Origin of the sequence: Corynebacterium felinum (assembly GCF_030408755.1) — a bacterium.
Classification (GTDB): Bacteria; Actinomycetota; Actinomycetes; order Mycobacteriales; family Mycobacteriaceae; genus Corynebacterium; species Corynebacterium felinum.
Window position 1 is genome coordinate 2,982,059 of record NZ_CP047209.1, and the last position, 24,125, is coordinate 3,006,183.

Annotated in this window: 21 protein-coding genes; 8 read left to right on the forward strand and 13 right to left on the reverse strand. The window is 51.4% G+C overall.

The window, feature by feature from the left end; all coding sequences use genetic code 11:
* Positions 1-323 precede the first annotated feature (323 nt).
* The gene (locus CFELI_RS12445; RefSeq protein ID WP_277105183.1) at positions 324-1,625 is read left to right on the forward strand and encodes a DUF7926 domain-containing protein; all 1,302 of its coding nucleotides are present in this window, start codon (positions 324-326) and stop codon (positions 1,623-1,625) included.
* A gap of 75 nt (positions 1,626-1,700) precedes the next feature.
* Entirely contained in the window at positions 1,701-3,254 is a 1,554-nt protein-coding gene (locus CFELI_RS12450; RefSeq protein WP_290258967.1) for an IS1380 family transposase, read from the forward strand.
* A 990-nt stretch (positions 3,255-4,244) separates the two neighbouring features.
* On the opposite strand, the gene CFELI_RS12455 is transcribed toward CFELI_RS12450, so the two are convergent.
* Positions 4,245-6,176 (reverse strand): N-acetylmuramoyl-L-alanine amidase, encoded by a 1,932-nt coding sequence (locus CFELI_RS12455; protein WP_277104791.1) that lies wholly within the window; start codon positions 6,174-6,176, stop codon positions 4,245-4,247.
* A 283-nt stretch (positions 6,177-6,459) separates the two neighbouring features.
* Here CFELI_RS12455 and CFELI_RS12460 point away from each other — a divergent pair, with 283 nt between their 5' ends.
* From CFELI_RS12460 to CFELI_RS12470, 3 genes are all read left to right on the forward strand, one after another.
* Entirely contained in the window at positions 6,460-6,639 is a 180-nt protein-coding gene (locus tag CFELI_RS12460) for a hypothetical protein (RefSeq protein WP_277104790.1), read from the forward strand.
* On the forward strand, positions 6,632-7,795 hold the full coding sequence (glf, locus tag CFELI_RS12465) for a UDP-galactopyranose mutase (RefSeq protein ID WP_277104789.1): 1,164 nt from the start codon (positions 6,632-6,634) through the stop codon (positions 7,793-7,795). Before CFELI_RS12460 ends, glf begins: the two co-directional genes overlap by 8 nt.
* A gap of 138 nt (positions 7,796-7,933) precedes the next feature.
* Entirely contained in the window at positions 7,934-8,230 is a 297-nt protein-coding gene (locus tag CFELI_RS12470; protein ID WP_277104788.1) for a hypothetical protein, read from the forward strand.
* Positions 8,231-8,309: 79 nt separating this feature from the next.
* On the opposite strand, the gene CFELI_RS12475 is transcribed toward CFELI_RS12470, so the two are convergent.
* The gene (locus tag CFELI_RS12475) at positions 8,310-8,789 is read right to left on the reverse strand and encodes a hypothetical protein (RefSeq protein WP_277104787.1); all 480 of its coding nucleotides are present in this window, start codon (positions 8,787-8,789) and stop codon (positions 8,310-8,312) included.
* 509 nt (positions 8,790-9,298) lie between these two features.
* Here CFELI_RS12475 and CFELI_RS12480 point away from each other — a divergent pair.
* The gene (locus CFELI_RS12480; RefSeq protein ID WP_290259044.1) at positions 9,299-9,625 is read left to right on the forward strand and encodes a reverse transcriptase domain-containing protein; all 327 of its coding nucleotides are present in this window, start codon (positions 9,299-9,301) and stop codon (positions 9,623-9,625) included.
* Positions 9,626-9,784: 159 nt separating this feature from the next.
* Entirely contained in the window at positions 9,785-10,198 is a 414-nt protein-coding gene (locus CFELI_RS12485) for a group II intron maturase-specific domain-containing protein (protein ID WP_277104785.1), read from the forward strand.
* Positions 10,199-10,645: 447 nt separating this feature from the next.
* On the opposite strand, the gene CFELI_RS12490 is transcribed toward CFELI_RS12485, so the two are convergent.
* Both CFELI_RS12490 and CFELI_RS12495 read right to left on the reverse strand, forming a co-directional pair.
* A complete protein-coding gene (locus CFELI_RS12490; protein ID WP_290259046.1) occupies positions 10,646-11,695 on the reverse strand; it encodes an IS3 family transposase in 1,050 nt (349 codons plus the stop codon).
* Between the two features lie 44 nt (positions 11,696-11,739).
* Entirely contained in the window at positions 11,740-12,222 is a 483-nt protein-coding gene (locus tag CFELI_RS12495; protein WP_290258973.1) for a hypothetical protein, read from the reverse strand.
* Between the two features lie 226 nt (positions 12,223-12,448).
* On the opposite strand from CFELI_RS12495, the gene CFELI_RS12500 reads away from it, so the two are divergent.
* Positions 12,449-12,991, forward strand: a complete 543-nt coding sequence (locus CFELI_RS12500) for a phosphatase PAP2 family protein (RefSeq protein ID WP_277105103.1) — start codon at positions 12,449-12,451, stop codon at positions 12,989-12,991.
* On the opposite strand, the gene CFELI_RS12505 is transcribed toward CFELI_RS12500, so the two are convergent.
* The 9 genes from CFELI_RS12505 to CFELI_RS12545 all read right to left on the reverse strand — a co-directional run bounded on the left by CFELI_RS12505 (position 12,954) and on the right by CFELI_RS12545 (position 23,970).
* Entirely contained in the window at positions 12,954-13,634 is a 681-nt protein-coding gene (locus tag CFELI_RS12505) for an ATP-binding cassette domain-containing protein (RefSeq protein ID WP_277105102.1), read from the reverse strand. The genes CFELI_RS12500 and CFELI_RS12505 overlap by 38 nt on opposite strands.
* Positions 13,635-13,686: 52 nt before the next feature.
* Positions 13,687-14,025: a 6TM ABC transporter family protein gene (locus CFELI_RS12510; RefSeq protein ID WP_277105101.1), complete on the reverse strand. Its 339-nt coding sequence runs from the start codon at positions 14,023-14,025 to the stop codon at positions 13,687-13,689.
* A gap of 577 nt (positions 14,026-14,602) precedes the next feature.
* Positions 14,603-15,535, reverse strand: a complete 933-nt coding sequence (locus CFELI_RS12515; protein WP_277105100.1) for a hypothetical protein — start codon at positions 15,533-15,535, stop codon at positions 14,603-14,605.
* A gap of 173 nt (positions 15,536-15,708) precedes the next feature.
* On the reverse strand, positions 15,709-18,759 hold the full coding sequence (locus CFELI_RS12520; protein WP_338078740.1) for a DUF5979 domain-containing protein: 3,051 nt from the start codon (positions 18,757-18,759) through the stop codon (positions 15,709-15,711).
* Positions 18,760-19,025: 266 nt separating this feature from the next.
* On the reverse strand, positions 19,026-20,579 hold the full coding sequence (locus tag CFELI_RS12525) for an IS1380 family transposase (RefSeq protein ID WP_290258967.1): 1,554 nt from the start codon (positions 20,577-20,579) through the stop codon (positions 19,026-19,028).
* A gap of 284 nt (positions 20,580-20,863) precedes the next feature.
* Entirely contained in the window at positions 20,864-21,274 is a 411-nt protein-coding gene (locus CFELI_RS12530) for a VOC family protein (protein WP_277104486.1), read from the reverse strand.
* A 160-nt stretch (positions 21,275-21,434) separates the two neighbouring features.
* On the reverse strand, positions 21,435-22,262 hold the full coding sequence (locus CFELI_RS12535; protein WP_277104485.1) for a helix-turn-helix domain-containing protein: 828 nt from the start codon (positions 22,260-22,262) through the stop codon (positions 21,435-21,437).
* The gene (locus CFELI_RS12540) at positions 22,255-23,070 is read right to left on the reverse strand and encodes an HAD family hydrolase (protein ID WP_277104484.1); all 816 of its coding nucleotides are present in this window, start codon (positions 23,068-23,070) and stop codon (positions 22,255-22,257) included. The genes CFELI_RS12535 and CFELI_RS12540 overlap by 8 nt, the downstream gene beginning before the upstream one ends.
* A gap of 45 nt (positions 23,071-23,115) precedes the next feature.
* Positions 23,116-23,970, reverse strand: a complete 855-nt coding sequence (locus CFELI_RS12545) for a lysophospholipid acyltransferase family protein (RefSeq protein WP_277104483.1) — start codon at positions 23,968-23,970, stop codon at positions 23,116-23,118.
* Positions 23,971-24,125 lie beyond the last annotated feature (155 nt).

The window sequence follows — 24,125 nt, forward strand, 5'->3', positions numbered from 1 at the left end:
TTTTTCAAAAAAATTGAGGGGAAGTCCATAGGGTAACCTTAAAAGTAGGAGATGACAAAGAATCGAAAGCCTTAGACAACTTAATTCATGCAAGAAAATTCATGCAGTACAGCGGACACTTTTTTGCTACCTTGTCGGTTAAGTGAACCAAAGCGAAGAAGGTTGTGAAAAACTCACATTTTTTAAGAATTTTATGAATGTGGTGTTGTGGTATTCCCGCGTTCCCTTTTCTTCCCACAAGGGTTCATGTTTTCAACGTTTTTCAGGTGGGTGTGTTCAGCTAAGGCCATGACACCCCCACCATTGTGAGGAGATTTTCCAACATGTCTGACTTTAACCATTCGGTTACTGCCCGACTGCGAAAGAGGCGCAGCCGAGTGGTCGCCATCCTTTCTGCAGTCGCTGTTGCTTGTGGTGGGGTTCATGTCGCACCGTCGTTTGCACAAGATCCAGCTACCGATGTAACTACTGGTGTTATTCCCCCAGCGCAAAACCCCAATGATCTTTATGTTCACAGCATTGAGCACTCAAAGTTTGAAAACCGCAAACTGGAGGTAAATGGCCACGCTGGATGGCTTACCCTTAAATGGAGTAACACCCATCCAGGCATGCAAGAGACGGCTCCTGTCGTGGGGCGCAAGTTCGAAATTGAGCTTCCTGAGCCGCTCATTTTCTTTAAGAGGCGCAATCAATCCCCTCCTAAAGATTTCCCCATGGAATTGGCAGATGGTTCCGCTGTCGGTATGTGTCGTTTCCATCATGAAGGATCCAATCCTCCAGTGAGACCACGCCAGAACCGAAAAATTACCTGCGCCCTTGACCAGCGGGCTGTTGATGCATGGCACAAAAACGGAAAACGCGATTTCAAAGGCGATTTCAAGGTTCTTGCGTCTAATGCTGGTGCTGTCACGGCCGAATCTTTGGATTTCACCGTCAATGGTCAGACCGTCCCCTTGCCTCTTCCTGACGGACGCATTGATGCCATGCTTGGAATCAACTACAACCGCCCCTACCAAAAATCTAATAACTCACCACGCGGAAAAGAATCCAAGGTGAATTGGTATTTTTTGGTTGGTGGGGCGCGCATTAAAGATAAGCTGAAGAACGATCCAGGAGCGCTTGCGAAGTTAGCTTCTTCCGAGAAGTTTACGCTCACTATTGAAGACGCCTTGCAAGACCCAGCTTTGTACTTTGCTGATGAAGATCTCACTGGTGAATCATTCACCCTTCGGAAAAGGATCAACCACAGAACAAATCCTGTGTGTTCGGCTGATGAATACGCAGATGATCGGGCAGGAAGTACTTGTCATTCTGAAACTGTCGATGTTCCTTTTGATGTACGTGTAGAACGCGTTGAAGACTCAGACAACAAGATCAAGATCCACATCACAGCGGATTTCGATGAGGAAGGAGAGTACATCTTTGGTGGATTGAATACTCGTGTGCGAAATAACGTGGTTCAAGACTACGTCTACACAAATTCTTCTGAGTTGAAATATGGTAACCAGATTTCAATAGGTACTGGTACTTCGCGAGCTGTCTGGCGAATATATAATCAGGCAACAGCCCAGTACTCTAACCCGGATTTTTCATGGGTGTGGGGTGAAAAGGTGAGCAAAAAGTAAAGAAAGTGCTTCTTGACCTGCTAGAATAGAGATGTTTTGAAGTCAATAATCTAGGCAGAAAGAAACACTTTCAAGGTGAAGACTACCACATACATTCCACGGGTTGCTAGCTGTTCTCATCTTGTATCCGGTGCGGGGGTGTTACCGTTTGCTCACGTAGCCGAATTGGTGGGAATAAGTGACTGCCTTGATTCCGCTTTGCCGCGTTCTGGGCTCACGCACACGTTAGGGGATGTGTGGGTGAATCTGGCTTTATCGTTGATTGCTGGTGGGGATGATGTCCACGACATCACCTTGCTTTCTTCTGTTTCAACCGCGTTAGCATCAAAATCGTTACCGTCAGTGACAACCGCATGGCGGCGGATCACAGAATATGCAGATACCAGCGAGCATGTGCGAGAAGGGTTTATCCACGCAGCGAAACAAGCTCGCACTAGGGTGTGGGATTTGTTAGGTGATCACGCTCCGCATCGGGTGGCAACAGTTGAACAACCACTGGTTATCGATATTGATGCCACGTTGATTACCGCACATTCCGATAAGGAAAACGCGACGCCTACCTATAAGAAAGGCTTTGGTTTCCACCCGTTATGTGCCTTTATTGATTACACCAGCATCGGTCTGCCTGGTGGGGAGTTTCTTAACTGCCTGCTTCGACCAGGAAATGCCGGGGCAAACACAATTCGTGATCACTGCCAGCTTGTTGACGAGATTCTTGCCACCCTGCCTGATCACAGTGATGGTCAACCCTGGGGCAAACGATTAGTCATCCGTGCTGACAGTGCTGGTGGGACAAAGAAATTCATCAGTTTCCTCAACGATCACAACCTTGGGTATGTTCTGGGTTATTCCGCCCCGCCGACAGCGCGCATCACCCTTGACCATCACCTTCAATCCCAACAAACAACCAACGCTGATACACAACACTTGGGAACCAGTGCTCACACAGGCAAAGACTGTGATCGGTGGGATACTCGGGTGCCGATTGTGCGTGCTTCAGGGGATCTGGTTTGTGATGAGAACCATTTCCTTGAAGACATCACCGGACTACTGCGCACCGCAAATATAGATGAGCACCAACCTTTGGTGAATCTTCTAGCTGACTACCCCGAGGATATGCGTGTTATCGCACGAATCGAACCACCCCACCCAGGGTGCCAACACAGTCTTTTCAACCAACATGGTGTTCGCGCCCAACTGTGCGTAACGAACCTTATTGGGAATATTCAACACATTGACTACTGCTACCGTAATCGGTCTTTATGTGAACAACACATCAAAGACACCAAAGACCAAGGCCTTAGTAAACTGCCGTTTAAACAATTCGGGGCGAACCAAATCTGGTGTTTGATCGTTGCACTATCCCACCAACTTCTTACCTGGACGAAACTCATCGACGCCTGCCACCACAAGGATCATTCACACCAAGAAACAAGCAAGCCTTGGTGGACATGGGTGCCGAAGACTATCCGTGTAAGGTTTGTTGCGGTTGCATCAAAAATCACCACAAGCAGCAGACGCATCATCCTCCAGCTTGACCAGCACAACCCCCACACCCACACACTGGTCACGCTTATTGGCTACACCCAGAGCCTTCTACAGCCACGCTGGAAGAAACGAAAACCCTAACACCCCTAGGCCCACACACGCGATCTGGCAGCCACACTGCAGGCACACCCCAACCCCCAAACCCCACACAACTTTATGGACGCACACCTTGCCCTAAAAACCACGAATCAAAGGGCGAAGGTGAACCAACCAACCCCACAAACACACCACCCCAACCCACCACCACCAAACCCACCCCATGAAAAATCTGGGTTAAGCCCTTCCAGAAGCATATGGCCGACCTCATGAACGGTTGGAGACTAGCGTTTTTCATGTACCTGAAATGGTGCTCATATTTTTGTACTTTACGACTGTAGCGTATATGTGCCATCGGAAGGCAGTTTCTGGGGAGGTATTTTAGATATGTAAAACAAAGGAGAAAAATGCGGGACAATCACATTGTTGTAGCAGTGAAATTCTCACGATTAGTGGCTTTGCTGCCCCTAGTGATCGCTGGTGGACTTGCGGAAAGAGCAGTTCAAGCCGGGTGTTTTGGGTAGTGATGTCGATGGCATATGTAATCGTTGGGTTCGTTATCGCAGCGCTGGTATTTGCTGCCAGAAGGGCGGAAAAGCTGGACGGATAAAGCAGTTTGCGGTTATTGCGGGTGTGTTGGCGGTTGTTGTTTTTCCATACCCTTGGTGATTGCTTGGCAGATGCCTTCGCAAGGCAATTTCGTTGAGCTTGCTATCGCTGGGGTTGTTCTTGTGTGATGATACCGATTGTGTGGAAACTCTTTTCAATAATTCTCGAGCAAAAGGCAGAGAGAGAAGCTGCCAACAGGAACTGATTCGTCTGTGTGATAGATCCTGCACCACGATGGTGTTTTTAGGTGTGAGACTGTGTGGGTGTGCATACCTTGTCTGTTCGCGGGGAAAGCCACCTTATTATCACCACAAGCACTGTTTAAGATGCAGTTATTGCTTTTGTACACGCAAAGCACCCGTGCTTTCTTTCCTATGGCAGGAAAGAACGCGCGGGTGCTTTTATGGTGTTGGGAGATACTACTTTTTAAGGAGTGGGGGCAGTCTCTGCTGCTGGGGTTTCAGCAAGCTGGGTGAGGGTATCTACACCAGCCTGCATTGCCTCATCCTTGGCCTGGATATCAACATCGCCGGTGGCTGGGTCGAAGGTGATATAACCCCCCTCGAAGTCCACGCGGATCTTATCCTCCACCTTGTACTCCATGTTCACTGGCAGACCCAGTGGGCCCATATCGAAGCCTTGCGCAGCCCACATATCACCGATGACACCCCAGAGAGCCTGAGCGCCGGTTTCTTCCGACTCCACAATGATGCCGTTATCAAACAGCTGGTAGGTGATATCGCGGCCGTCGCCATTGGTGTAGGAAATCTCGCCGGAACGAACCTTACCCAAGATAGGGGAGAGAGTCTTCCACAGCTGCGACAGCTTCGAATCGCCCGACAGGGCAGCCAGCTTGTCCAGCATTGGTGGGATGGAGGAGAGCGATAGGCCCTTGACAACCTCCACGTTGCCTACCTTCGATACAAGGCCAGACAGCTTGCCCGAGGATGCGACCACGCCAATAGCCAGTGCGATCAGGGAGACAGCGGCGGTGGCGATGGATGCGGAGTTCTGGTTATTCTTCAACCCCTGCAGGTTGGTCAGCAGCTTCACGGCGTCGGAAAGCGTGCCAGCATTGCCGCCACCTGTGGTGGTGTTTGCGCCGCCCGCAGGGGAATTATTAGCTGCAGGTGGGTCAACCAGTGGGCTTTGGTTATTCGTATCGCCCACGCCCAAATTCAGCGCGGTGTACTTTGCTTGCGCGATCGAACGGATCGTGCCCATCTGCGCGTAAGCGTAATCGCCAGGGCATTCGGTCAGGCCAACATCGCGGTGGGCGAAAATATTGGGCAGATCGACGCGGGTGCCCTTCGGGTACTGGGTGTACTTCGTGCCCTCAGAGTAGTGGGCGCTCTTACCACTAGGGTTTAAGCCCTCAACCTTGGCGCGCCAACCGGCGAGCTCACCCACAGACTTGATCATCGCACCGGTGGGCTGTGCCACCTGGTAGTTGCCGATCATGGAGATAGCCCAGGTGTTTTCGTTGAAACCACCCGCGTGCGCACCAATCACATCCTTGTTCAGGCCACCGTAGCGACCTTCGTACAGGTTGCCGTATTTATCGGCAAGGGCGTGGTATCCAATATCGCACCAGCCCAGCGTTTGGGCATGGTACTTGTAAATGCCACGCATAATGCCAGGTGCCTGGGCTTGGGTGTAGTTGTTGGAACCGGCGGTGTGGTGGATCGCGATGCCAGCAACGCCGTCGGAGTACTGCGGGGAACCGCAGCGGATAGACTCGTCAGCACCCCAGCCCTTACGGGAAATAACTTTGGGCAGACCCTTGGCGTCGTTAGCGAGGGTGATTTCGGATTCCACAATGTCGGATTCGCCACCGTCGATGAAGATCGCGTCGAGCTGCTTTGCTTCTTCGGGGTTGAAGAAATCAACGCCGGAGATAGAAACCTGCACAGTCTTGGTGGGTTCGACGAAGATGAGGTCGGTGCCTTCAACGTGGTCAGGGTCGCTGGAGCCGTAGTCGAGGGGTTCGGTGTCGAACCATTCGGTCCAAGAGCCGTCGGGGCGCTGGCCGCGGACGAAAGCGGCGAGATCCTTCGAGCCCTGCCAGGTCAGTGCGAACATGGAAAATTCTTGGTCGCGGTGGAACTGTTTGACAGTGCGCGCGGCTTCGCCTTCGCCTTGCATTTCGATGGCGGGGTCGTCGATGGTGACGTTTTCGCCGGAGTCGAAGCTTTGGCTTGCCAAGGCAGCATCGATGGGTTCGATTCCTTCGCCCTGGGTTTGAAGGATCTTGGAGTTGCTAATACCAAAGGTGGTTCCGGCAACGAGCACGGCGGCAAGCACCGTGGCTGTAATGGGGCGTGTTTTAGCTGCTGTTAAGCGGCGACGTTGCTTCACGTGAAATCTCCCAACATGGTAGTGAAGACAGTTGTGGAAAAGATTTATAAGGTCACGCATTCAAGCATTCCTTGAACCTCAACCTTACCTTTAGGGTTTTGGAGACACAAGGGTGCCCGTGTGACAGCGAGTTATCCTTCAACACGATAGTTCATTAATGGGGCTAGAGGAACTATTGAATCGCATGTTTTTACTGTAAATAATTGTGAAAGTTGTTATGGCCTGCGCATCAAGCTGACGAAAAAACTTTCACCCCGGCGTGTCGCAGAAGTGTTAGCGATAATTGCTCCCACTCTGTTTTCGGGAAAACGCAGCTATACCCATCACAGCACTGCGCTTATCGACGCCGGTGTGCACGGCGTCGATACGCTCGCTGCTGGAAGCAGAGGGGATTGTGCGTGCAACACAAGGCCAAGACTATGCGTTGGTGCACGAGAAAAGCTACGCTGAACTCTATGACTGACTTTGATCTGATCGTGGTAGGTTCTGGCCTCTTCGGCCTTACCGTAGCTGAGCGTGCCGCCTCCCAGCTGAACAAGAAGGTGCTCATTGTTGAGCGCCGCAACCATCTTGGTGGTAACGCATATTCTGAGGCAGAGCCGGAAACCGGCATCGAGATTCACAAGTATGGTGCACACCTGTTCCACACCTCCAACCAGCGCGTGTGGGAGTACGTGAACCAGTTCACGGACTTCACCGGCTACCAGCACCGCGTATTCGCAATGCACAAGGGTGTGGCGTACCAGTTCCCGATGGGCCTGGGGCTGATCTGCCAGTTCTTCGGTAAGTACTACAGCCCTGATGAGGCGCGTGCGCTGATCGCGGAGCAGGCAAGCGAGATCAACAGTGAGGACGCCACCAACCTGGAGGAGAAGGCAATCTCGCTGATCGGACGCCCACTGTACGAGGCGTTCATCCGCGACTACACCGCCAAGCAGTGGCAGACCGACCCCAAGGAGCTGCCAGCAGGTAATATCACTCGCCTGCCTGTGCGCTACAACTTTGACAACCGCTACTTCAACGACACCTACGAGGGCTTGCCAGTCGAGGGTTATGCGAAGTGGCTGGAGAACATGGCTGCGCACGAAAATATTGAGGTGCGCCTTAATACTGACTGGTTTGAGGTGCGCGACGAGATTCGTGCGGCAAACCCCGATGCCCCTGTCGTGTACACCGGCCCACTGGACCGCTACTTTGATTATTCGGAAGGAAAGCTGGGCTGGCGCACCCTCGATTTTGAGACTGAGGTGCTGCCCACCGGCGATTTCCAGGGCACCCCGGTGATGAACTACAACGATGCTGAGTTCCCCTACACCCGCATCCACGAGTTCCGTCACTTCCATCCTGAGCGGGATGATCGCCACCCGAAGGACAAGACGGTGATTATGAAGGAGTATTCCCGCTTCGCTGAGGAGGGCGACGAGCCGTATTACCCAATTAATACGCCAAGCGATCGTGAGATGCTGCTGAAGTATCGCGAGCTTGCCGACGCCGAAACCACCAACAATAAGGTGTACTTTGGCGGTCGCCTAGGCACCTACCAGTACTTGGACATGCACATGGCGATCGCCTCTGCGTTGAGCATGTTTGATAACAAGCTTGTCGACGAGTTGAGCTAATCAATGTGGAGAGACAACCTGCTGTTTGAGCCTAGTCGCACCCCAAGGTGGTGGAAGCGACCCGGTGAAGGTGTATTTCGTGTAATCCGCTGATACACCAACATTGATTGTTTGATCCAGAAAGGAGCTAGGTCGAAGATGGAACAGTTCACGTTGCAAACTTTTATGTATATTGATCCGGCAGAGAATATCGACCTAGCACTTGTGGATTTTCGCACAGTGTTGAATCAGCCGTACTTTGCAGGGTTGTCTCCCACAATCAAGCACACGGCACGCCCAGGGCAATTGTCTTTCGAATGTAATTTTTCCGCACCAGACGCAGATGGTGCGGAAGAAAAAGCAGACCACATCATTCATGAACTTCTCAATGCGGTTGCGGGAATAAACCCGTGCCGCGAAGTTTCCCGCGGCAGCGATATGTTAGCTTACGCTTGACGGAAGAGAACAATTTCATAAGCTGACAAACCGGTATATCGGTGATGGTGAAGCGTTGCTGGAAAAACCCACTCGAAATTTACTGGGTTGGAGGATCCGATTGTGTGGATTTTTTCATACCCCATCTAATTGCCCCGTCAATTGGTTCAGGTAGGGGTTGGGGTGCATAACACTCTTCAATTTTGGAGGCTTCAAAATAGTGCTTGAAGGGTTTCAATTCTTCGTGAATGAACTCCTGCGCATTCCATTGATATGCTCCAATCTCATGCCACTTGAGAAATTGCTGTTTGAGACAGTTGAGGCTTTTGATTCCGAAGAAGCTTCGCAGTTCCCGGAGGCCAAACTCCGCGATCACGGTATCGTTAAATAGTCGAGTCCGAACAAAATAATGGTCTTGATCAAGAGTGCTATCATGAGGGATTTCCCACAGAGGAATTTTAAGTAGCTCCATCAGATCAGTGACCTTTCTTTGATTGGGGGGAAGCAGGCGAAGACGCAGTAGCGGAAAAGTATTCGCTGTTATGTTGTTTCCTGGCTCACTCTCGGTACCTTTTGGCAATAATATCCCTAATTTTTTGTATCGGTTAAAATGCCGGATACTGCGAGTTTTTTGTTACCAGGAAAATGTGTATGAAACGCTGGCCGGTGATTATAGTGTTTTTGTGGGTGGAACGTCAACGCGAAGCAGGAGGGGTTCTTACTCAGAATGGTAATTGACAGAGAAAACTATTATGAGAGGAGGTCCCGCGTGCTTGCGTTTCTACCATACTTTTGCCCCAATTTCTACTGCCCGCACTATCTCCGCTTGGCTTCACGTGCACCGTAGGCTCTCGTGATCGCCGTCCACACCAGCGTGTTGCAACCTGTTGGGCACAAGCAATCATGCGCTGAAGCAGTCTTTATGATGCAACCAGTATCGCTGCTATCGCGCGTGATGTACACGTTTCTCAAGGCATAAGGCTGTCGTTATATCCACGGAGCGCTTCAAGTTGTTTCTGCTAAAAGCCATTCTTATAGATGTGTTACGTCAAGCCCAGACAAGAAAACCCACTTGTTAATCAGGGTTTTGTGTGGGTTGTTGAGGTTGATCTATCGAAGTATTTTGATACGGTCAATCATGACATGTTGATGGCCAGGGTGGCTCGTGTTGTCGGGGATAAGCGCGTTTTGAAGTTAATACGGGCGTATTTGAATGCGGGCGTATTGGCTGATGGTGTTGTGACGGCGTCAACGGAAGGCACTCCGCAGGGATCGCCACTGTCGCCGCTGTTGAGCAATATTATGTTGGATGATTTTGACCAATGGATGTGGTCGAAGCAGACGAGGTTTGTTCGTTATGCCGATGATATTTTAGGTCTTCGTCCGATCGAAACGTGCGGCTGGTCGTGCTCTTGAGCAGGCGACGAAGTTTCTTGAGGGCAGATTGAAATTAAAGGTGAATCAGGAAAAGTCATCGATTCGTCATGCGTGTAAGGCTGAACTTTTAGGGTATGCGTTTTACCCAAAAGAGGTGGGGGCTACGCCCTTCGCTTAGCCCCGCGGTCTGTTAAACGTGTGAAAGCCCGCCTACGTGAGTTAACTTCAAGTCGGTGGAGTGTGTCGATGGAATATCGGATTGATCGTATCAATTGTTTTATGACTGGTTGGATTGGATATTTCCATCTTGCGGATATGCAACGATTTCTTCAACAGTTGTTGGAACATACCCGTAAGCGGTTACGTCAGATTATGTGGAAACACTGGAAACGCCCGCGCACACGGACACGGAATCTAGTGGCACTAGGAATTCCGCGCAGTAAAGCCTACGAGTGGGGCAACAGTAGCAAAGGCTACTGGCGTGTTGCTGGCTCGTGGATTCTGACGCGTTCTTTGACTAACCAGTATTGGGAAGACCACGGTTTGAAATCCTTTATCCAACGATGGGAAACCTTCCGCTGGAAACACAGTTATTCTTATCAACGGGTATAAGGAACCGCCGTATGCGATGAACCGCACGTACGGTGGTGTGAGAGGGAGGCGGGGCAACCCCGCCCCCTACTCGATTTCTCAAGATTCACTCATAACATCACAGCGCTCGTTACGACTGTACTAGTAGTCCTACACCTAAACAACAACGAATCCTAGTGAGAAACCTCAATAACTATTGCGGATACCTCATTGGGTAAAGTAGTGTGATTTGCATGACAATATCATTTAGAAAAGTAGTCGTATGTGTGCTCTTGTGTTTTAGTGCGTCATTAACAATGGCTCCAAGTGCGCATGCGTATCAATGGTCACCGTACATTTTTCCTTCAATGCAATATTGTGAAAATTATCGTGTGGCATTCCAAAAGTGGAATTACGTATGTGTACCCGCGCTTATTGTCAATTACTTGTGAAAATTGGGGGTAGTTGGGGGTGTTTTGTAGGTGTGTGTTATTGCATTAATTCGTTGATGAGGGTTGTGTTTCCTTGGTGCTCGGGGGTGTTGGTGAGATTGAAGTAGACCTCAGGTTCAGGCGTGCGTACGCGTGGGCGTTGGTGTCTAAATCGTGTGGGGTTTTGTTCGTAGAGCCGTTGTTTGGCGGAGTTGCGTATTGCCCAGGTTCCTTTCCAGGTGTTGGTTAGTATTTGGTGTGGGGTGAAAAACTCGAGTGCTGAATGCGCGCGTGTGGTGTTGTAGTAGTCTACCCAGGTGCGTATCCAGTTTCGGGCGTGGTTTTTATCCTCGAAAACTTTCGGGTAGGTGGGATCGTTTTTCAAGGTGGCAAAGGATGATTCCACGTGGGGGTTATCGTCACTGATGCGTGGGCGTGAATGTGATCGAACAATGCCATGGGTTTGGCAGAATTGCTGCATTTTTCTTGATTTCATTGAAGTCCCGTTATCGGAATGGATCATTTCAACCTGATGGCCTTGTTTGGTAGCAGTGGCGATGATCTGGGTGAAGATTTCTTCGGCGACAGTGGTGTTGGGCTGGTCATCAATACCCCATCCGACGATGGCGCGTGAATACAGGTCCACAACACAGTGCAGATACGTATTGTGCCCTCGTGTAAGTAGTGGCAGTGTGGTGATATCCCACACCAGGGTTTGATACGGTTTGGTCGCAACAAGCTGTGGCGGGGTTGTCCGCGGTGTTTTACTCACACGCACAGCGGTGGTTTTAGGTCCACGGCTGACACACGTAGGTGTCTTTGACATACGGTAGTAGCTGCTTAAACTTGCCAAGACCTGCCCGTGATCCCACTGCTGGTAGTACACCTGTTGGATGGGTACTTCTGGTGTGGCATCAAGTTGTTTGCAGATCAGTGTACGTTCCTGGTCTGTGAGCATCACGTCTTTACGCCGCAACCGATGCGGGGTGGGGTTGTGCTTGCGTCGATAGCCTGGATGAAGGCGTTCATGCAGGCTAGAAGGCGCAAGCCCAGTAAGCTTGTGGCATCGTGTTTTTGGTATGGTCAAATCAACCAAAGCGTAGAACAAGGAAAGATCTTCGGTTACGAACGCATCGAAACGTTCTTGTTGTTCTACTGTGAGGATTTTTCCGCCTTGCCGTGTGGCTCGCCAAGATCGTGCAAGACGGCAATAGCTTTTCCCAACGCATCAGCAGCCTTTTCCCACTTACTAGCCTCAGCATCTTTTAATGCAAGTTGGCGGGCAAATTCTTTCCGATCACGCTCAGCTTGAGCGCTATGTTCAGCAAGCTTACGAACCAACTTTTCCTGTTCCCGCTCGGCTTGGGCTTGCTGCTGGGCTAAAAGCTCTCGGAGTCGTTGTACCTCTGAAATATCACGCTTTGTCATACTCCCAGTCTTACGGGGAAAACGCTCATTGTCGAGATCACCATCAGCCAACGCAGAAATCCACTTCCGAATCACATGCGGACGCAGCCCTAAACTTTCAGCATAAGGAGTCTTCTCACCCCGCCGTAGCTTGACATAACGCAACGCAATCTCACGCTGCTGCGCGGGGGTAAACGACGAAGCCACAACATGAACTTCCATACTCATGAATCCTTCCTAGAAACCATTCACAAGTAGTCTGACAATTATTGCGGTAGGTTTGGAACCGCATACTTGGAAAAGAGATTTCACGGTGGAAGTTCAAAGTTCTGATGGTTCGGTTACTCGAAAGCTATAATGCTTGCTTTTGTGGAATCGCACCTTCGGTTTACCCCAATACTCAACGTTATTGAGGCCCCGAGCAGGCAGGGTGGGGTGAGTTAGCATAAGGGGCATGGATCAGGCTGTGTACGAGCTGTGGGTGTCGATGCGCCACCACACGCTTACCCCCGTTATTGTCATGCTCACCACCGTGTGTCGCCCGCTGTTTTTAAGCGCTGCCAGCCTGATTGCAAGCATTGTTCTGTTTGTCCGCGGTGTACCCTTTGCCCGCGCTGGGCTGCCTGCGCTGGCGGTGATCGGCACCAGCATTGTGGCGGAACTTGTGAAAGTGTTGATCCAGCGCCCCCGCCCGCCGGAAGACGGGTGGCTGGTGGAAGTGTCGACCTTTTCCTTCCCCTCGGGGCATGCGGCGGCAGCAACAGCCTGCGCGGTGGTGGTGTGGATAGGTATGCGCGGCACTGCGCACCGTTGGGTGAGTGTAGTGGCGGGGGTGCTGGCGTTAGGCATTGCCACCTCCCGACTGTATGTGGGAGTGCACTGGCTTAGCGACGTCATCGCCGGTGCGCTTATAGGAGCAACCTTCACCCTCATCACCGCCGCAGTGCTGCGGAAAATTTCTACTCGGCATCCAACTGACGTGCAAAAAGGCGGATAAACTCAGGGTGGGTGCGCATCTGCTCATAACTGCCGGAAGCAAGCACTGACCCATCCTTTAACAGCACAATGCGATCCGCGATAGCAATTGTGTGCAATCGGTGCGCAATGATCATAACCGTCCTATCCGCGCACAACCGCCGCAATTGCCCAGCAATGGAGTGCTCCAGGCTGGGGTCGAGATTCGCCAAAGGCTCATCCAACAACACCAGCGGGCATTGGCGGATAAAAGCACGGGCGATCCCCAACCGCTGCTTTTCACCCCCAGACAGTGCCGTTGTTGAGTCACTAGCGTCGCCTAACTGCGCCTCCAACCCACCAATCTCTCGTATCTTCCCAGCTAATTCCGCTGCCTCCAATGCCTCCCAACACTGCTGATCAGTAGCTAAAGGAGCAGCAATCCTTAAATTCTCAGCCACGCTTCCTGCAAAAACATAGCTTTCTTGGGGGACAAGGGCAATATTGTCGCGATAAGTATCCGGATCGAACTGCCGGATATCCGCACCGTGGAAACACACCCGGCCAGCACGAGGATCAAGAAAATGTAAAGCTAAACGAGCAACCGTCGTTTTCCCAGCCCCAGAAGCACCAACCACCCCAATGATTTCATGTGGCTGGATCGCCATTGAAAAATCATCAAGCACCAGCGTCGATGAGTCATAAGAAAAATCAACACGCTCAAAACTCAGTGGACAATCAGTAGCTGAGGCTGCGCATGGGGCCTGCTGCGTTACACCCGTGAGTGATAGCTTCGCGCAGAGCAAGTTTAAGAGTGGTTCCCAGCCGGTTTTGTGTGCTTAAAGATAATGCCTCGGTAACAGGGCGTAGAAGAAGTAGTGCGGTAAGGCCTGCAATGAGGGAGAAGGTGTGCACAATTTCTGCTTCATTTAAAATTGCGCGAAACACCGCAGCGCTGAGAAAGGCAACTGCAATTGAGGTGCCTGTAGCGAGAAGTCCGAGGACTACCGCTGGTAGAAAAAGAACTGGTGACACGCCGATTCTGCGGAGGAATGGGTGGACCTCAGATAAACGCATGGTGAGTTTTCCTTGTTGGGGGTGCGCATACTACTTTTCCAGCTAATAATAAAAGGTTAGGTTACCCTCACCAAATGGTGGGGGCCGGTTGTTGCGTGTGTGGAATTCCCAACATGTCTGGGCAATACATTGCCTGTTTCGTTATAACGACAGAAGCAAGCTGCAGGTACCACCTGATGCCCTGCGTGTGGGAAATGGGTACGGGGTTGAGGCGTAAGTGAAGTGATTGGGTGAAAAGTCCAGTACGCAGTGGCTAATAAGTATGCCTATGAATACGTGGGGATTGATTCAAAAATACTGATTCGACTTTCAGCACACAAGTGAAAAATTGACCTGCGGTTTTACATGTAGCACGTGCTCTATGTCGAATTAATATTTCTCTTATGCATAACAAAGCGCCCATGCCCCAAGGTGTGTGAGGGCGAGGGTTGAGTTCGCCACGCTGCATGCCACGAAGGCAGTCGTATGTTTTCATCACAGAGACGATGAGAAAATTCAGTGCCCGTAAATTTATTTTCCAACCCTGAAAAACGTCTACGTAAAATCCACGAGGGGGCTGCTACGTAGACGTTGTTATTTAAAGGTGGGAGGAAGAAGCTTCATCGGAAGGGGAAGGGGAGGAGAGGTTATGGAAAACCGCAACAGCGTCGCTGGCATTCTCACAGGAAACAACTAAGATGCGGTCATCGGAATGATCCAGCTGAATACCCTGTCCCTCCCTCGTGATTAAGCCGATTTTCTTTCCAATACCTCGAAATCCCCAACCGCCCCAATCGCCGATGTGCACAGTGGTGAGGCTAATCCTGTGAATCTTCGATAAAGGAATATGCTTCGCGGGGAAACCAAACAAAGCGCGGTAGTGAAAACCTGTGTCGTCGAGGCGCACATGAAAATACGACAAGTCCACAAGGATCACGGCAACCAGAACCGTGGTGACGGTAACAAACGGAATGTTTAGTACCAGTGAGAACACAAAAAGTCCGATCATGAACACGGAAAGGAAAACGCCCATCGCGGTGGAAAACCCCGCAAAACTCACCCACTGCGTGGCAGAACTGGTCACATGAGAAACATCACTGGCGAAAGACGCTTCCGCATCCTGAGTGTCGCGTGGCACCAGGGCGGCACTAGCGTAGGAAACCGCGAGCGCAAGCAGAAAAGCCAAGCCAAGGACCATCACCACAGAACTAGCACCCAACTGCAGGGAATGCTTAAGGCTATAGCAAAGCCATATCAAACTGAAAGCCAAAACTGCCTGAGTAAAGACCACACCACCGCCATGGAAACCGGCATGGGCACTACGCAAGAAACCAAAGCGGTCTAAAATCCACAGCAAAAACAGATTAATCAGCTGGGCGAGCAGGAAAACCGCCACAACAATACGAGCATCGGAGCCTAAAAATACACGCTCATTACTCGGCAATCCAGGCAGTATCATCGCAGCCCACAGGCAGCTCAGCACCATGAGGACGAGCATGGGCGTGAGAATAAAAACAAGCCGACTTTTCATCACACACCTTCGTTCTGTATCCACAATAAAATCTGGTACCTACCAGTGTGCCAAAAAGTGAAAATAATGACCATTAAATGCTTGTTCTTTTTAAGCAAAAAACTGCACCCCCCTAGGGAATAAACCCAAAAGGGGGGTGCAGTCACAACCTATGAGCAGGTGCTATTCGCAGACTAGCTTTCCCGACGTCGCAACGCAATCAGGATGCCACCCAGCGCAGCAAGAAGCAGACCGCCAAGCAGAACCCACAGCACATTCGCGCCAGTATTAGCAAGACCCTTCTTCGCGGCAGGTTCCTTCACAACACCCTTCGCCTTCTGCTCAGGGGTCTTCGCCAGTACCTGCGCGGACTCCGGCGAAGCCACGTAAGAACCTTGTGGGCCACGCGGCGCCACCGCACTGTTCGGGGCCTGCGGGGAAACAGCAGGAGGAACAGGGAGACGTGGAGAAACCGCAGCGACCAGCGGAATCGCGCCGAGCAGCAACCACCACGCCGGAGGATTCGCAGTGTTACGCAGCTCCACCTTGATCCCCTCAACAAAACTACCCGCAGTCACACGGACAACAGCAGAACCGTTCTTATGATCAACCACCTGCTCGCCACCAAGGAACTCAGGAACGTTCCACGAAGCTAAAGCCGTGTTCTCAGGAAGACGCTCAGTAAACATCACCTCAGCGCCGACCGGAACATTGTTAATCACCTGCTCCACGCCAGGAGCCAGCGTGAGCTCACGAACAACCTCAACACCCTTATCCTGCCACTTAGCAGTCACAGTAAAGGTTTTATCCTTGCCCTGACCAGCGGAGATGCCCGCCAAAGTCTTGGTGATCTTCACAGCGCCAAGCTCGGTGTAAACATTAGTCAACGTCACTTCCGACTTGTTGCCATGTGTAATAGCAGGAACAACAACATCAGTAACGGAGGCTGGATCAGTATCAAAACGAGCACCAGCAATATCGTTGCCGGTCAACGTCTCAGAAACCTTGCACTCAGCACCCACTGGAACATCTGGAATCTCCACGGGTGTACCAGCCTTTAGCTGCACAGGATAAGTCTTATTAAACGAACCCTTCGTGCACACCACGGTTGCTGCGAACGTGTGATCCTTCACTGCAGCCAGTTCCTTAGCGGAACCATCCAGCACCTTATTCACCACAACTACACCAGCATGTGCGGCATAGGTGTTGGTGTAGGACACCTTTGCTAGTGCGTCCTTTACTACGGTGACCTTGGCAGTTACACCAGCAGTTTCTGTGCCGTCAACAGTAACGACAGTGGCGACATTACTATCAGCTGCACCAGAATTCTTCTCAGTGATAGTACAGGCCGAACCTGCAACAACCCCAGAAACTGTCTTTGTTTCGCCAGCCTTGAGTGTGAGAGTACCGGTTGCTGGCGCACCCAAATCGAATGCAATCTCGCTACCAGTGATTGCAGGCAACTCACAGCTGTAATCGAAGGTGAAGTCCTTTGGCACCTCGACGGGCAGATTCTTCTGCGCATCAGCAACCGAGACCGCCTTGGCAATTGTGAAACCACCCAACGGCTTAGTGAAAGTGTTGGTGAAGGTCACAATAGGCTCAGCGTTTTCCGCAACAGTGATCGTTGCTTCCTTATCGGTCGAAACAGTCCACTCGACAACCTTGGTGATCTTCGCACCCTCTTCTACCTGGCAGACAGAGCTCACAGGAATATCTGTGACAACATGCTCCTCGTTATGTCCAAGGGACACCTTGTTCTCATTGACAGCCTTGGTTTCTGGTTGCTCACAGCGGTAGGAGAACTCAAACTTCTGGCCTGCTGGAAGGGTGGAATCGGTATCGGCGACAACCTTCTTGAACTTGAAGGCACCCTTCTTGAACTCGTAGGTGTTGGTGAGAGTCAAACGATTATCCGCATTATTCGCCAACACAACCTGTGGGGAAATGGCCTGATTAACTAACGCGTAGTTGTTCACAGGATCAACAATCTCACCTGTGACTTTACAGGTGGTGCCCACGGGGAATTCACCGAATACAGTATCGGTGCCATCGAGCTTGACTGGCAGCTCAATAGCAGTATCGGCAGCCCTACCTGCCTTGCTGGCAGCGTTACACATAGCAGTGGCCTTAAGCGCTGCAGGCTTGACATCACCAATAAGGCCAACAAAGTTCTTCTTCACCTTAAACGGCACGTACTGGATAGGTGCGTAGGTGTTGGTCACCTCAAAGCGATTGAGGGTGGCCGCTTCACCTTCGACGATGGTGTGCGTTTGGGTGTTATAACTCGGGGTTGGCAACTCGTGGTGCGCAATACCCAGCTCAGCTGCGTTTGTTTCAGCTACGTCGTTGCAGACCGTTCCTACAGGGAAGGTACCGATTTCTACATCTGCACCAGTGGCTGGCACTGGGATGGTGAAAGCAGTATTCGGGGTGATCTCTGGGCTACCGGCTGGCTTTTCCAGTGGTGCTGCCGAGCATTTCATTGTGACCTGTGCGGTCTTGGTGGAGCCTTCGGCTACAGCAGAATCAGGGGCAACACTCTTTGTGATGAACAGTTTGCCGGTCTTGATCTTGGTGTAGGTGTTAGTCACTGTGACCAGGTTGTTATCTTCTGCATTGCCAGCGGCGATAATGACAGTACCAGTGGCGGGATCCATCGTCGGTGCCACTCGGTCGTAGCCTTCAATCTCAATATTGGCTGTTTGTTCAACAACTGAGCATTCGGTGCCCACTGGGAAAACTCCAACGCTGACAGCAGTCCCATTAGCTGCGGCAGACACAGTCTTTTTGTACGAACCATCGCCTCCAAGAACGTCGCCTTCAGCTGCTTGATTACAGGTGACATCAAAATTGAAGTTTTCTACATGCGCTGGCACTGGGTTAAGCGCAGGCTGCGCGTTTAAAACTTTGCGCACGAACAAAGTGCCGTTAGCTACTGGTTCAGGTCTATTGAACATTTCAGCAGTAATGGTCTTTTTTGCCTCGATCGTGATGATATTGTCTGCAACAGGTTTGCCGGCAACCTTCAATACAGGAGTTGCCCACACATAGCGTTTGCCATCAATGGGCTCGGGGCTTGTGGGTGAACCGACCACGAGGGCTTCTTCAATCAAAACTTTAGTATTGACCGGGAATTCAGTTTCCTTTGGTTTACCCTTGTTGAATGCTGGAATTTCAATCGTTTTGGCTTCAGAGAAATCTGTTTCACCAGGTGCCTGAGTCTTGTAAGTGATGCGGAACACCTGGTTAGTATCGAATTTCTGGGCGTAATCGCCTTCGAACTTCTTCCATACTTCAAAGCTACCGTGGCCCTTAGCCCAGATTTTTCATGGGGTGGGTTTGGTGGTGGTGGGTTGGGGTGGTGTGTTTGTGGGGTTGGTTGGTTCACCTTCGCCCTTTGATTCGTGGTTTTTAGGGCAAGGTGTGCGTCCATAAAGTTGTGTGGGGTTTGGGGGTTGGGGTGTGCCTGCAGTGTGGCTGCCAGATCGCGTGTGTGGGCCTAGGGGTGTTAGGGTTTTCGTTTCTTCCAGCGTGGCTGTAGAAGGCTCTGGGTGTAGCCAATAAGCGTGACCAGTGTGTGGGTGTGGGGGTTGTGCTGGTCAAGCTGGAGGATGATGCGTCTGCTGCTTGTGGTGATTTTTGATGCAACCGCAACAAACCTTACACGGATAGTCTTCGGCACCCATGTCCACCAAGGCTTGCTTGTTTCTTGGTGTGAATGATCCTTGTGGTGGCAGGCGTCGATGAGTTTCGTCCAGGTAAGAAGTTGGTGGGATAGTGCAACGATCAAACACCAGATTTGGTTCGCCCCGAATTGTTTAAACGGCAGTTTACTAAGGCCTTGGTCTTTGGTGTCTTTGATGTGTTGTTCACATAAAGACCGATTACGGTAGCAGTAGTCAATGTGTTGAATATTCCCAATAAGGTTCGTTACGCACAGTTGGGCGCGAACACCATGTTGGTTGAAAAGACTGTGTTGGCACCCTGGGTGGGGTGGTTCGATTCGTGCGATAACACGCATATCCTCGGGGTAGTCAGCTAGAAGATTCACCAAAGGTTGGTGCTCATCTATATTTGCGGTGCGCAGTAGTCCGGTGATGTCTTCAAGGAAATGGTTCTCATCACAAACCAGATCCCCTGAAGCACGCACAATCGGCACCCGAGTATCCCACCGATCACAGTCTTTGCCTGTGTGAGCACTGGTTCCCAAGTGTTGTGTATCAGCGTTGGTTGTTTGTTGGGATTGAAGGTGATGGTCAAGGGTGATGCGCGCTGTCGGCGGGGCGGAATAACCCAGAACATACCCAAGGTTGTGATCGTTGAGGAAACTGATGAATTTCTTTGTCCCACCAGCACTGTCAGCACGGATGACTAATCGTTTGCCCCAGGGTTGACCATCACTGTGATCAGGCAGGGTGGCAAGAATCTCGTCAACAAGCTGGCAGTGATCACGAATTGTGTTTGCCCCGGCATTTCCTGGTCGAAGCAGGCAGTTAAGAAACTCCCCACCAGGCAGACCGATGCTGGTGTAATCAATAAAGGCACATAACGGGTGGAAACCAAAGCCTTTCTTATAGGTAGGCGTCGCGTTTTCCTTATCGGAATGTGCGGTAATCAACGTGGCATCAATATCGATAACCAGTGGTTGTTCAACTGTTGCCACCCGATGCGGAGCGTGATCACCTAACAAATCCCACACCCTAGTGCGAGCTTGTTTCGCTGCGTGGATAAACCCTTCTCGCACATGCTCGCTGGTATCTGCATATTCTGTGATCCGCCGCCATGCGGTTGTCACTGACGGTAACGATTTTGATGCTAACGCGGTTGAAACAGAAGAAAGCAAGGTGATGTCGTGGACATCATCCCCACCAGCAATCAACGATAAAGCCAGATTCACCCACACATCCCCTAACGTGTGCGTGAGCCCAGAACGCGGCAAAGCGGAATCAAGGCAGTCACTTATTCCCACCAATTCGGCTACGTGAGCAAACGGTAACACCCCCGCACCGGATACAAGATGAGAACAGCTAGCAACCCGTGGAATGTATGTGGTAGTCTTCACCTTGAAAGTGTTTCTTTCTGCCTAGATTATTGACTTCAAAACATCTCTATTCTAGCAGGTCAAGAAGCACTTTCTTTACTTTTTGCTCACCTTTTCACCCCACACCCATGAAAAATCCGGGTTAAGAGCACATTCTACTTCGAATAAGCATTATTCCCCTCGAGCACCAGCAACGACACTACACACAGCGTATCCGACGTCGATTAGCTCAAAGCTTAATCATAAAAGACCCTTCGCATCACCACATGCAAAGGGCCTTCGTGCTTCATACAACTTCGTTAGGGCTAGATAGTAGCGTCGAAAGCCCACCGTACACCAAAAGGATCAACGATTTGTCCATACCAGCTTCCCCACGGAGCAATCTCGAACGGCATTTCTTCTGTTGCACCCTTTTCTAGAAAAGCCGCAATAATTTTGCGCGCCTGATCAGCATCAGAAGCGGAATACAACAAACTCAACGACTCACTCACAAGCGGCTGTCCACCAACAGGATCATCACCGCCAGAAATCACACCTGAAGGCATCGACAACTGCGCCCACGCCACACGCTCCGTTTGTGGTGTAAATGGAAAATCCGCATCAGGCATGTCACCATAGGTTTCAAGCTGCAACTCACCTCCAAAAATGGACTGATAGCAGGCAAAAGCTTCCCGAGCATTGCCGGGAAATTGAATGTACGTCGAAAGAGTAGGCATGTATTCTCCTTATTTGAACAAGTCCAACAGTGTCAGTAATACTTTAGGAAAATGCCTACGCTCACGCTTGTCCTCAGTTGCTCAACTGTGAACACGCCCACCTCAATAAACACACATATAAACATCACGGGAAAACAACAATGCGAAGCAAGCAGAGTGTTTAGGACCTAAACCACTCAAGCGCAGAACGCCGTAATCCTTCCCGCAATAGATGCGGCAAATTCACTGTAATTGGCGGATCATTCGCAAGAATCTCACGTAACTCAAGGGTCACCTCCTGCGGCTGTGACAAAGGAAAAGTCACAGGAACCCGTGCCAACGCCCGCCTGTTCTCCGCCATGCGGAAATATCGCCCCAGTCCCCGGTCGCACGGAACCTCAACGACCATCACGTAATACGTGCCATCTGGAATTGCATCGACCAGCACCTCATCGACTCCGTGCAACGCAACGCCCAGTACCGGCTCGGCTCGAATCAGCACATCTGAATGCACAGCAACGAACAACGTACTGCCTGCACTCGCCCCAACCACCCGAATGGTCAACGGATATTCATGGCGATGGTCTTCAACACTAAAAGTCCGATAGAACCCCCGCCAACGAGCACCTGAATACTGCAAGTCCCGCAACAGCTGGGCCAAGTCTCTCAACTGGGCACGAAATCTCGCCGGCCCTACACCCGTGTGTTTTAAAAACATCCGGCTAAAACTCGAAGGAGATTCATAACCCGAATCCACACCCGCTTGCGTCACCGAATCCCCAGCCACAATCCGCGAAATACTCCGGTCAACCTTCACCGCAGAGAGAAAATCTCGTAACGGAAAACCCAGCCGTCGCTTCAGTAGCCGTGATAAATAAAACTCACTCACAAACGATCGCCGAGAAAGTTCCTCCAAAGAGGCAGCCTCCCCCTGGCGCACCAGACGCAACAACTCATCCAGCAACTCCTCATGCGCCCCACCCTGCGCATCCCACCTTTGACTAGACATCACCAAACATGCGCTCGAGTACGCGCGCCACCCCAAAATCATCATTGCTAGTAGTAACCTCATCAGCAACATCCTTCACCTGCTGCGCCGCATTACCCATCGCCACTGAATACCCCGCCCACTCAAACATCTGAATATCATTCGGCATATCCCCAAACACCACAGCATCAGCCGGATCAACCCCCAAAAGCGCACTCACCTGCGCCAAACCCCGCGCCTTCGTCACACCAGGCGCCGACACCTCAATCAACCCCTCCCCCATCGAATACGTCACATGCCCCAACTCTTCCGGCACCACCGGACGAATCAACGCAAACATCTCCGCAGCCGAATGCCGATCACTGCGCACCAACAGTTTGACAGCCGGTGCCGACACGACGTCGTCAAGGCACGCAACAGCATGCTCATCCGACTCCCACGCATGCACAAAATCCTCAGTGACAACAAAAAGCTCATCACAGCGATCAAAAGCAGACTCCCCTGCCCGCTCAACCGCAAAACCACAATCCAACACCGCAGAAATACGAGCCACAATCTCCGCCATCGCCGCAGGCTGCACACACTCCTGCATAATCACCCGATCCTGCGCCGAATCATACACAACCGCACCATTGGCACACACGCACAACGGGCGAATCGGCAACTGATCCAACACCGTATACACCCACCGCGGTGGGCGACCAGTCGCCAACACAAAATCAGCGTGCTCCACCGCCTTCAGCAACGCAGCACGCAGCCGCGGCGTCACCCGCTCCGCCGACGTAATCAACGTCCCGTCAATATCACTCACAATCAAACGCGGACGCACCACAACTCCTCACACACCAACCCGCACCAACCCACGCTTGCCGGATCAGCGCCGCTTCTTCGCAGCCTTACGCTCCGCCTTCAACGCCTTCACACGCGCATCAATCTCAGCAGCCTCCTCCAGTGTTGGTGCCGAACCGCCCATCGACGCCGGACGCCACCGCTGCCCCTCAGGGAACGGACCATACACAGCATCATAATCAGCACGCACCTCATCCAGCAGTGCCTTCATTGCCGCATGCAGCGCCTTCGTATCAGCCACCACATCCCCCGAACACTCAATCGGGGCACCCACCTTCAACCACATCGGATAATGATGCCGACCAATGCTGCGCGGAACACCCTTCGTCCACACACGCTGCGAACCCCACAACGCCATCGGAATCAACGGCACACCCGCCTGATCCGCAATACGCGCCGCACCCGTCTTCAACTCCCGCAGCTCAAAACTGCGCGAAATCGTCCCCTCTGGGAAAATCCCCACCAAATTCCCCTGCTGCAAACTCTCCACAGCAGCATCCAAAGAACCCGCACCCGCCGAACGATCCACACGAATGTGCTTCATCTTCCGCATCAGGAAATTCACAACCGGAACATCAAAAATTTCCTTCTTCGCCATAAAACGCACCAAACGACCACCCCGCACACGCGCAACCGTGCCCGCAAAAATAAAGTCGTAATAGCCCGTATGATTCACCGCCAACAACGCAGCACCATCAGCAGGAATATTCTCCGCACCATCAATATGCACCTTAATGCCCTGGGCGCGCAGCATCGCGATCACCAAACGAATCACACAGCCATACACCGGTTCCTTGCGCTCCGGGTGTGCAGGAAGCTGAGCTAAATTCTCCTCCACAAGGAAAATGTGATTACGCAATTCCCTACCGCTTAAGTTCATACAACGCCCCTAGTGCTTAAAAATGGTGAAAAAGATAGTAAAACAAAAACAACAACATCCCACCACCGCTCACAAAAACAACCACCGACACTAAAGGGGGCAACCCCGCCCCCTTTAGTGTCAGCAACCACCTATGCCTACAAACGGTGAAATTG

Coding starts and splice junctions, on each gene's coding strand:
- CFELI_RS12445 (WP_277105183.1), top strand. CDS start 324: ATGTCTGACTTTAACCATTCGGTTACTGCCCGACTGCGAAAGAGGCGC.
- glf (WP_277104789.1), top strand. CDS start 6,632: ATGACTGACTTTGATCTGATCGTGGTAGGTTCTGGCCTCTTCGGCCTT.
- CFELI_RS12470 (WP_277104788.1), top strand. CDS start 7,934: ATGGAACAGTTCACGTTGCAAACTTTTATGTATATTGATCCGGCAGAG.
- CFELI_RS12495 (WP_290258973.1), bottom strand. CDS start 12,222: ATGAGTATGGAAGTTCATGTTGTGGCTTCGTCGTTTACCCCCGCGCAG.
- CFELI_RS12500 (WP_277105103.1), top strand. CDS start 12,449: ATGGATCAGGCTGTGTACGAGCTGTGGGTGTCGATGCGCCACCACACG.
- CFELI_RS12510 (WP_277105101.1), bottom strand. CDS start 14,025: ATGCGTTTATCTGAGGTCCACCCATTCCTCCGCAGAATCGGCGTGTCA.
- CFELI_RS12515 (WP_277105100.1), bottom strand. CDS start 15,535: ATGAAAAGTCGGCTTGTTTTTATTCTCACGCCCATGCTCGTCCTCATG.
- CFELI_RS12530 (WP_277104486.1), bottom strand. CDS start 21,274: ATGCCTACTCTTTCGACGTACATTCAATTTCCCGGCAATGCTCGGGAA.
- CFELI_RS12535 (WP_277104485.1), bottom strand. CDS start 22,262: ATGTCTAGTCAAAGGTGGGATGCGCAGGGTGGGGCGCATGAGGAGTTG.
- CFELI_RS12545 (WP_277104483.1), bottom strand. CDS start 23,970: ATGAACTTAAGCGGTAGGGAATTGCGTAATCACATTTTCCTTGTGGAG.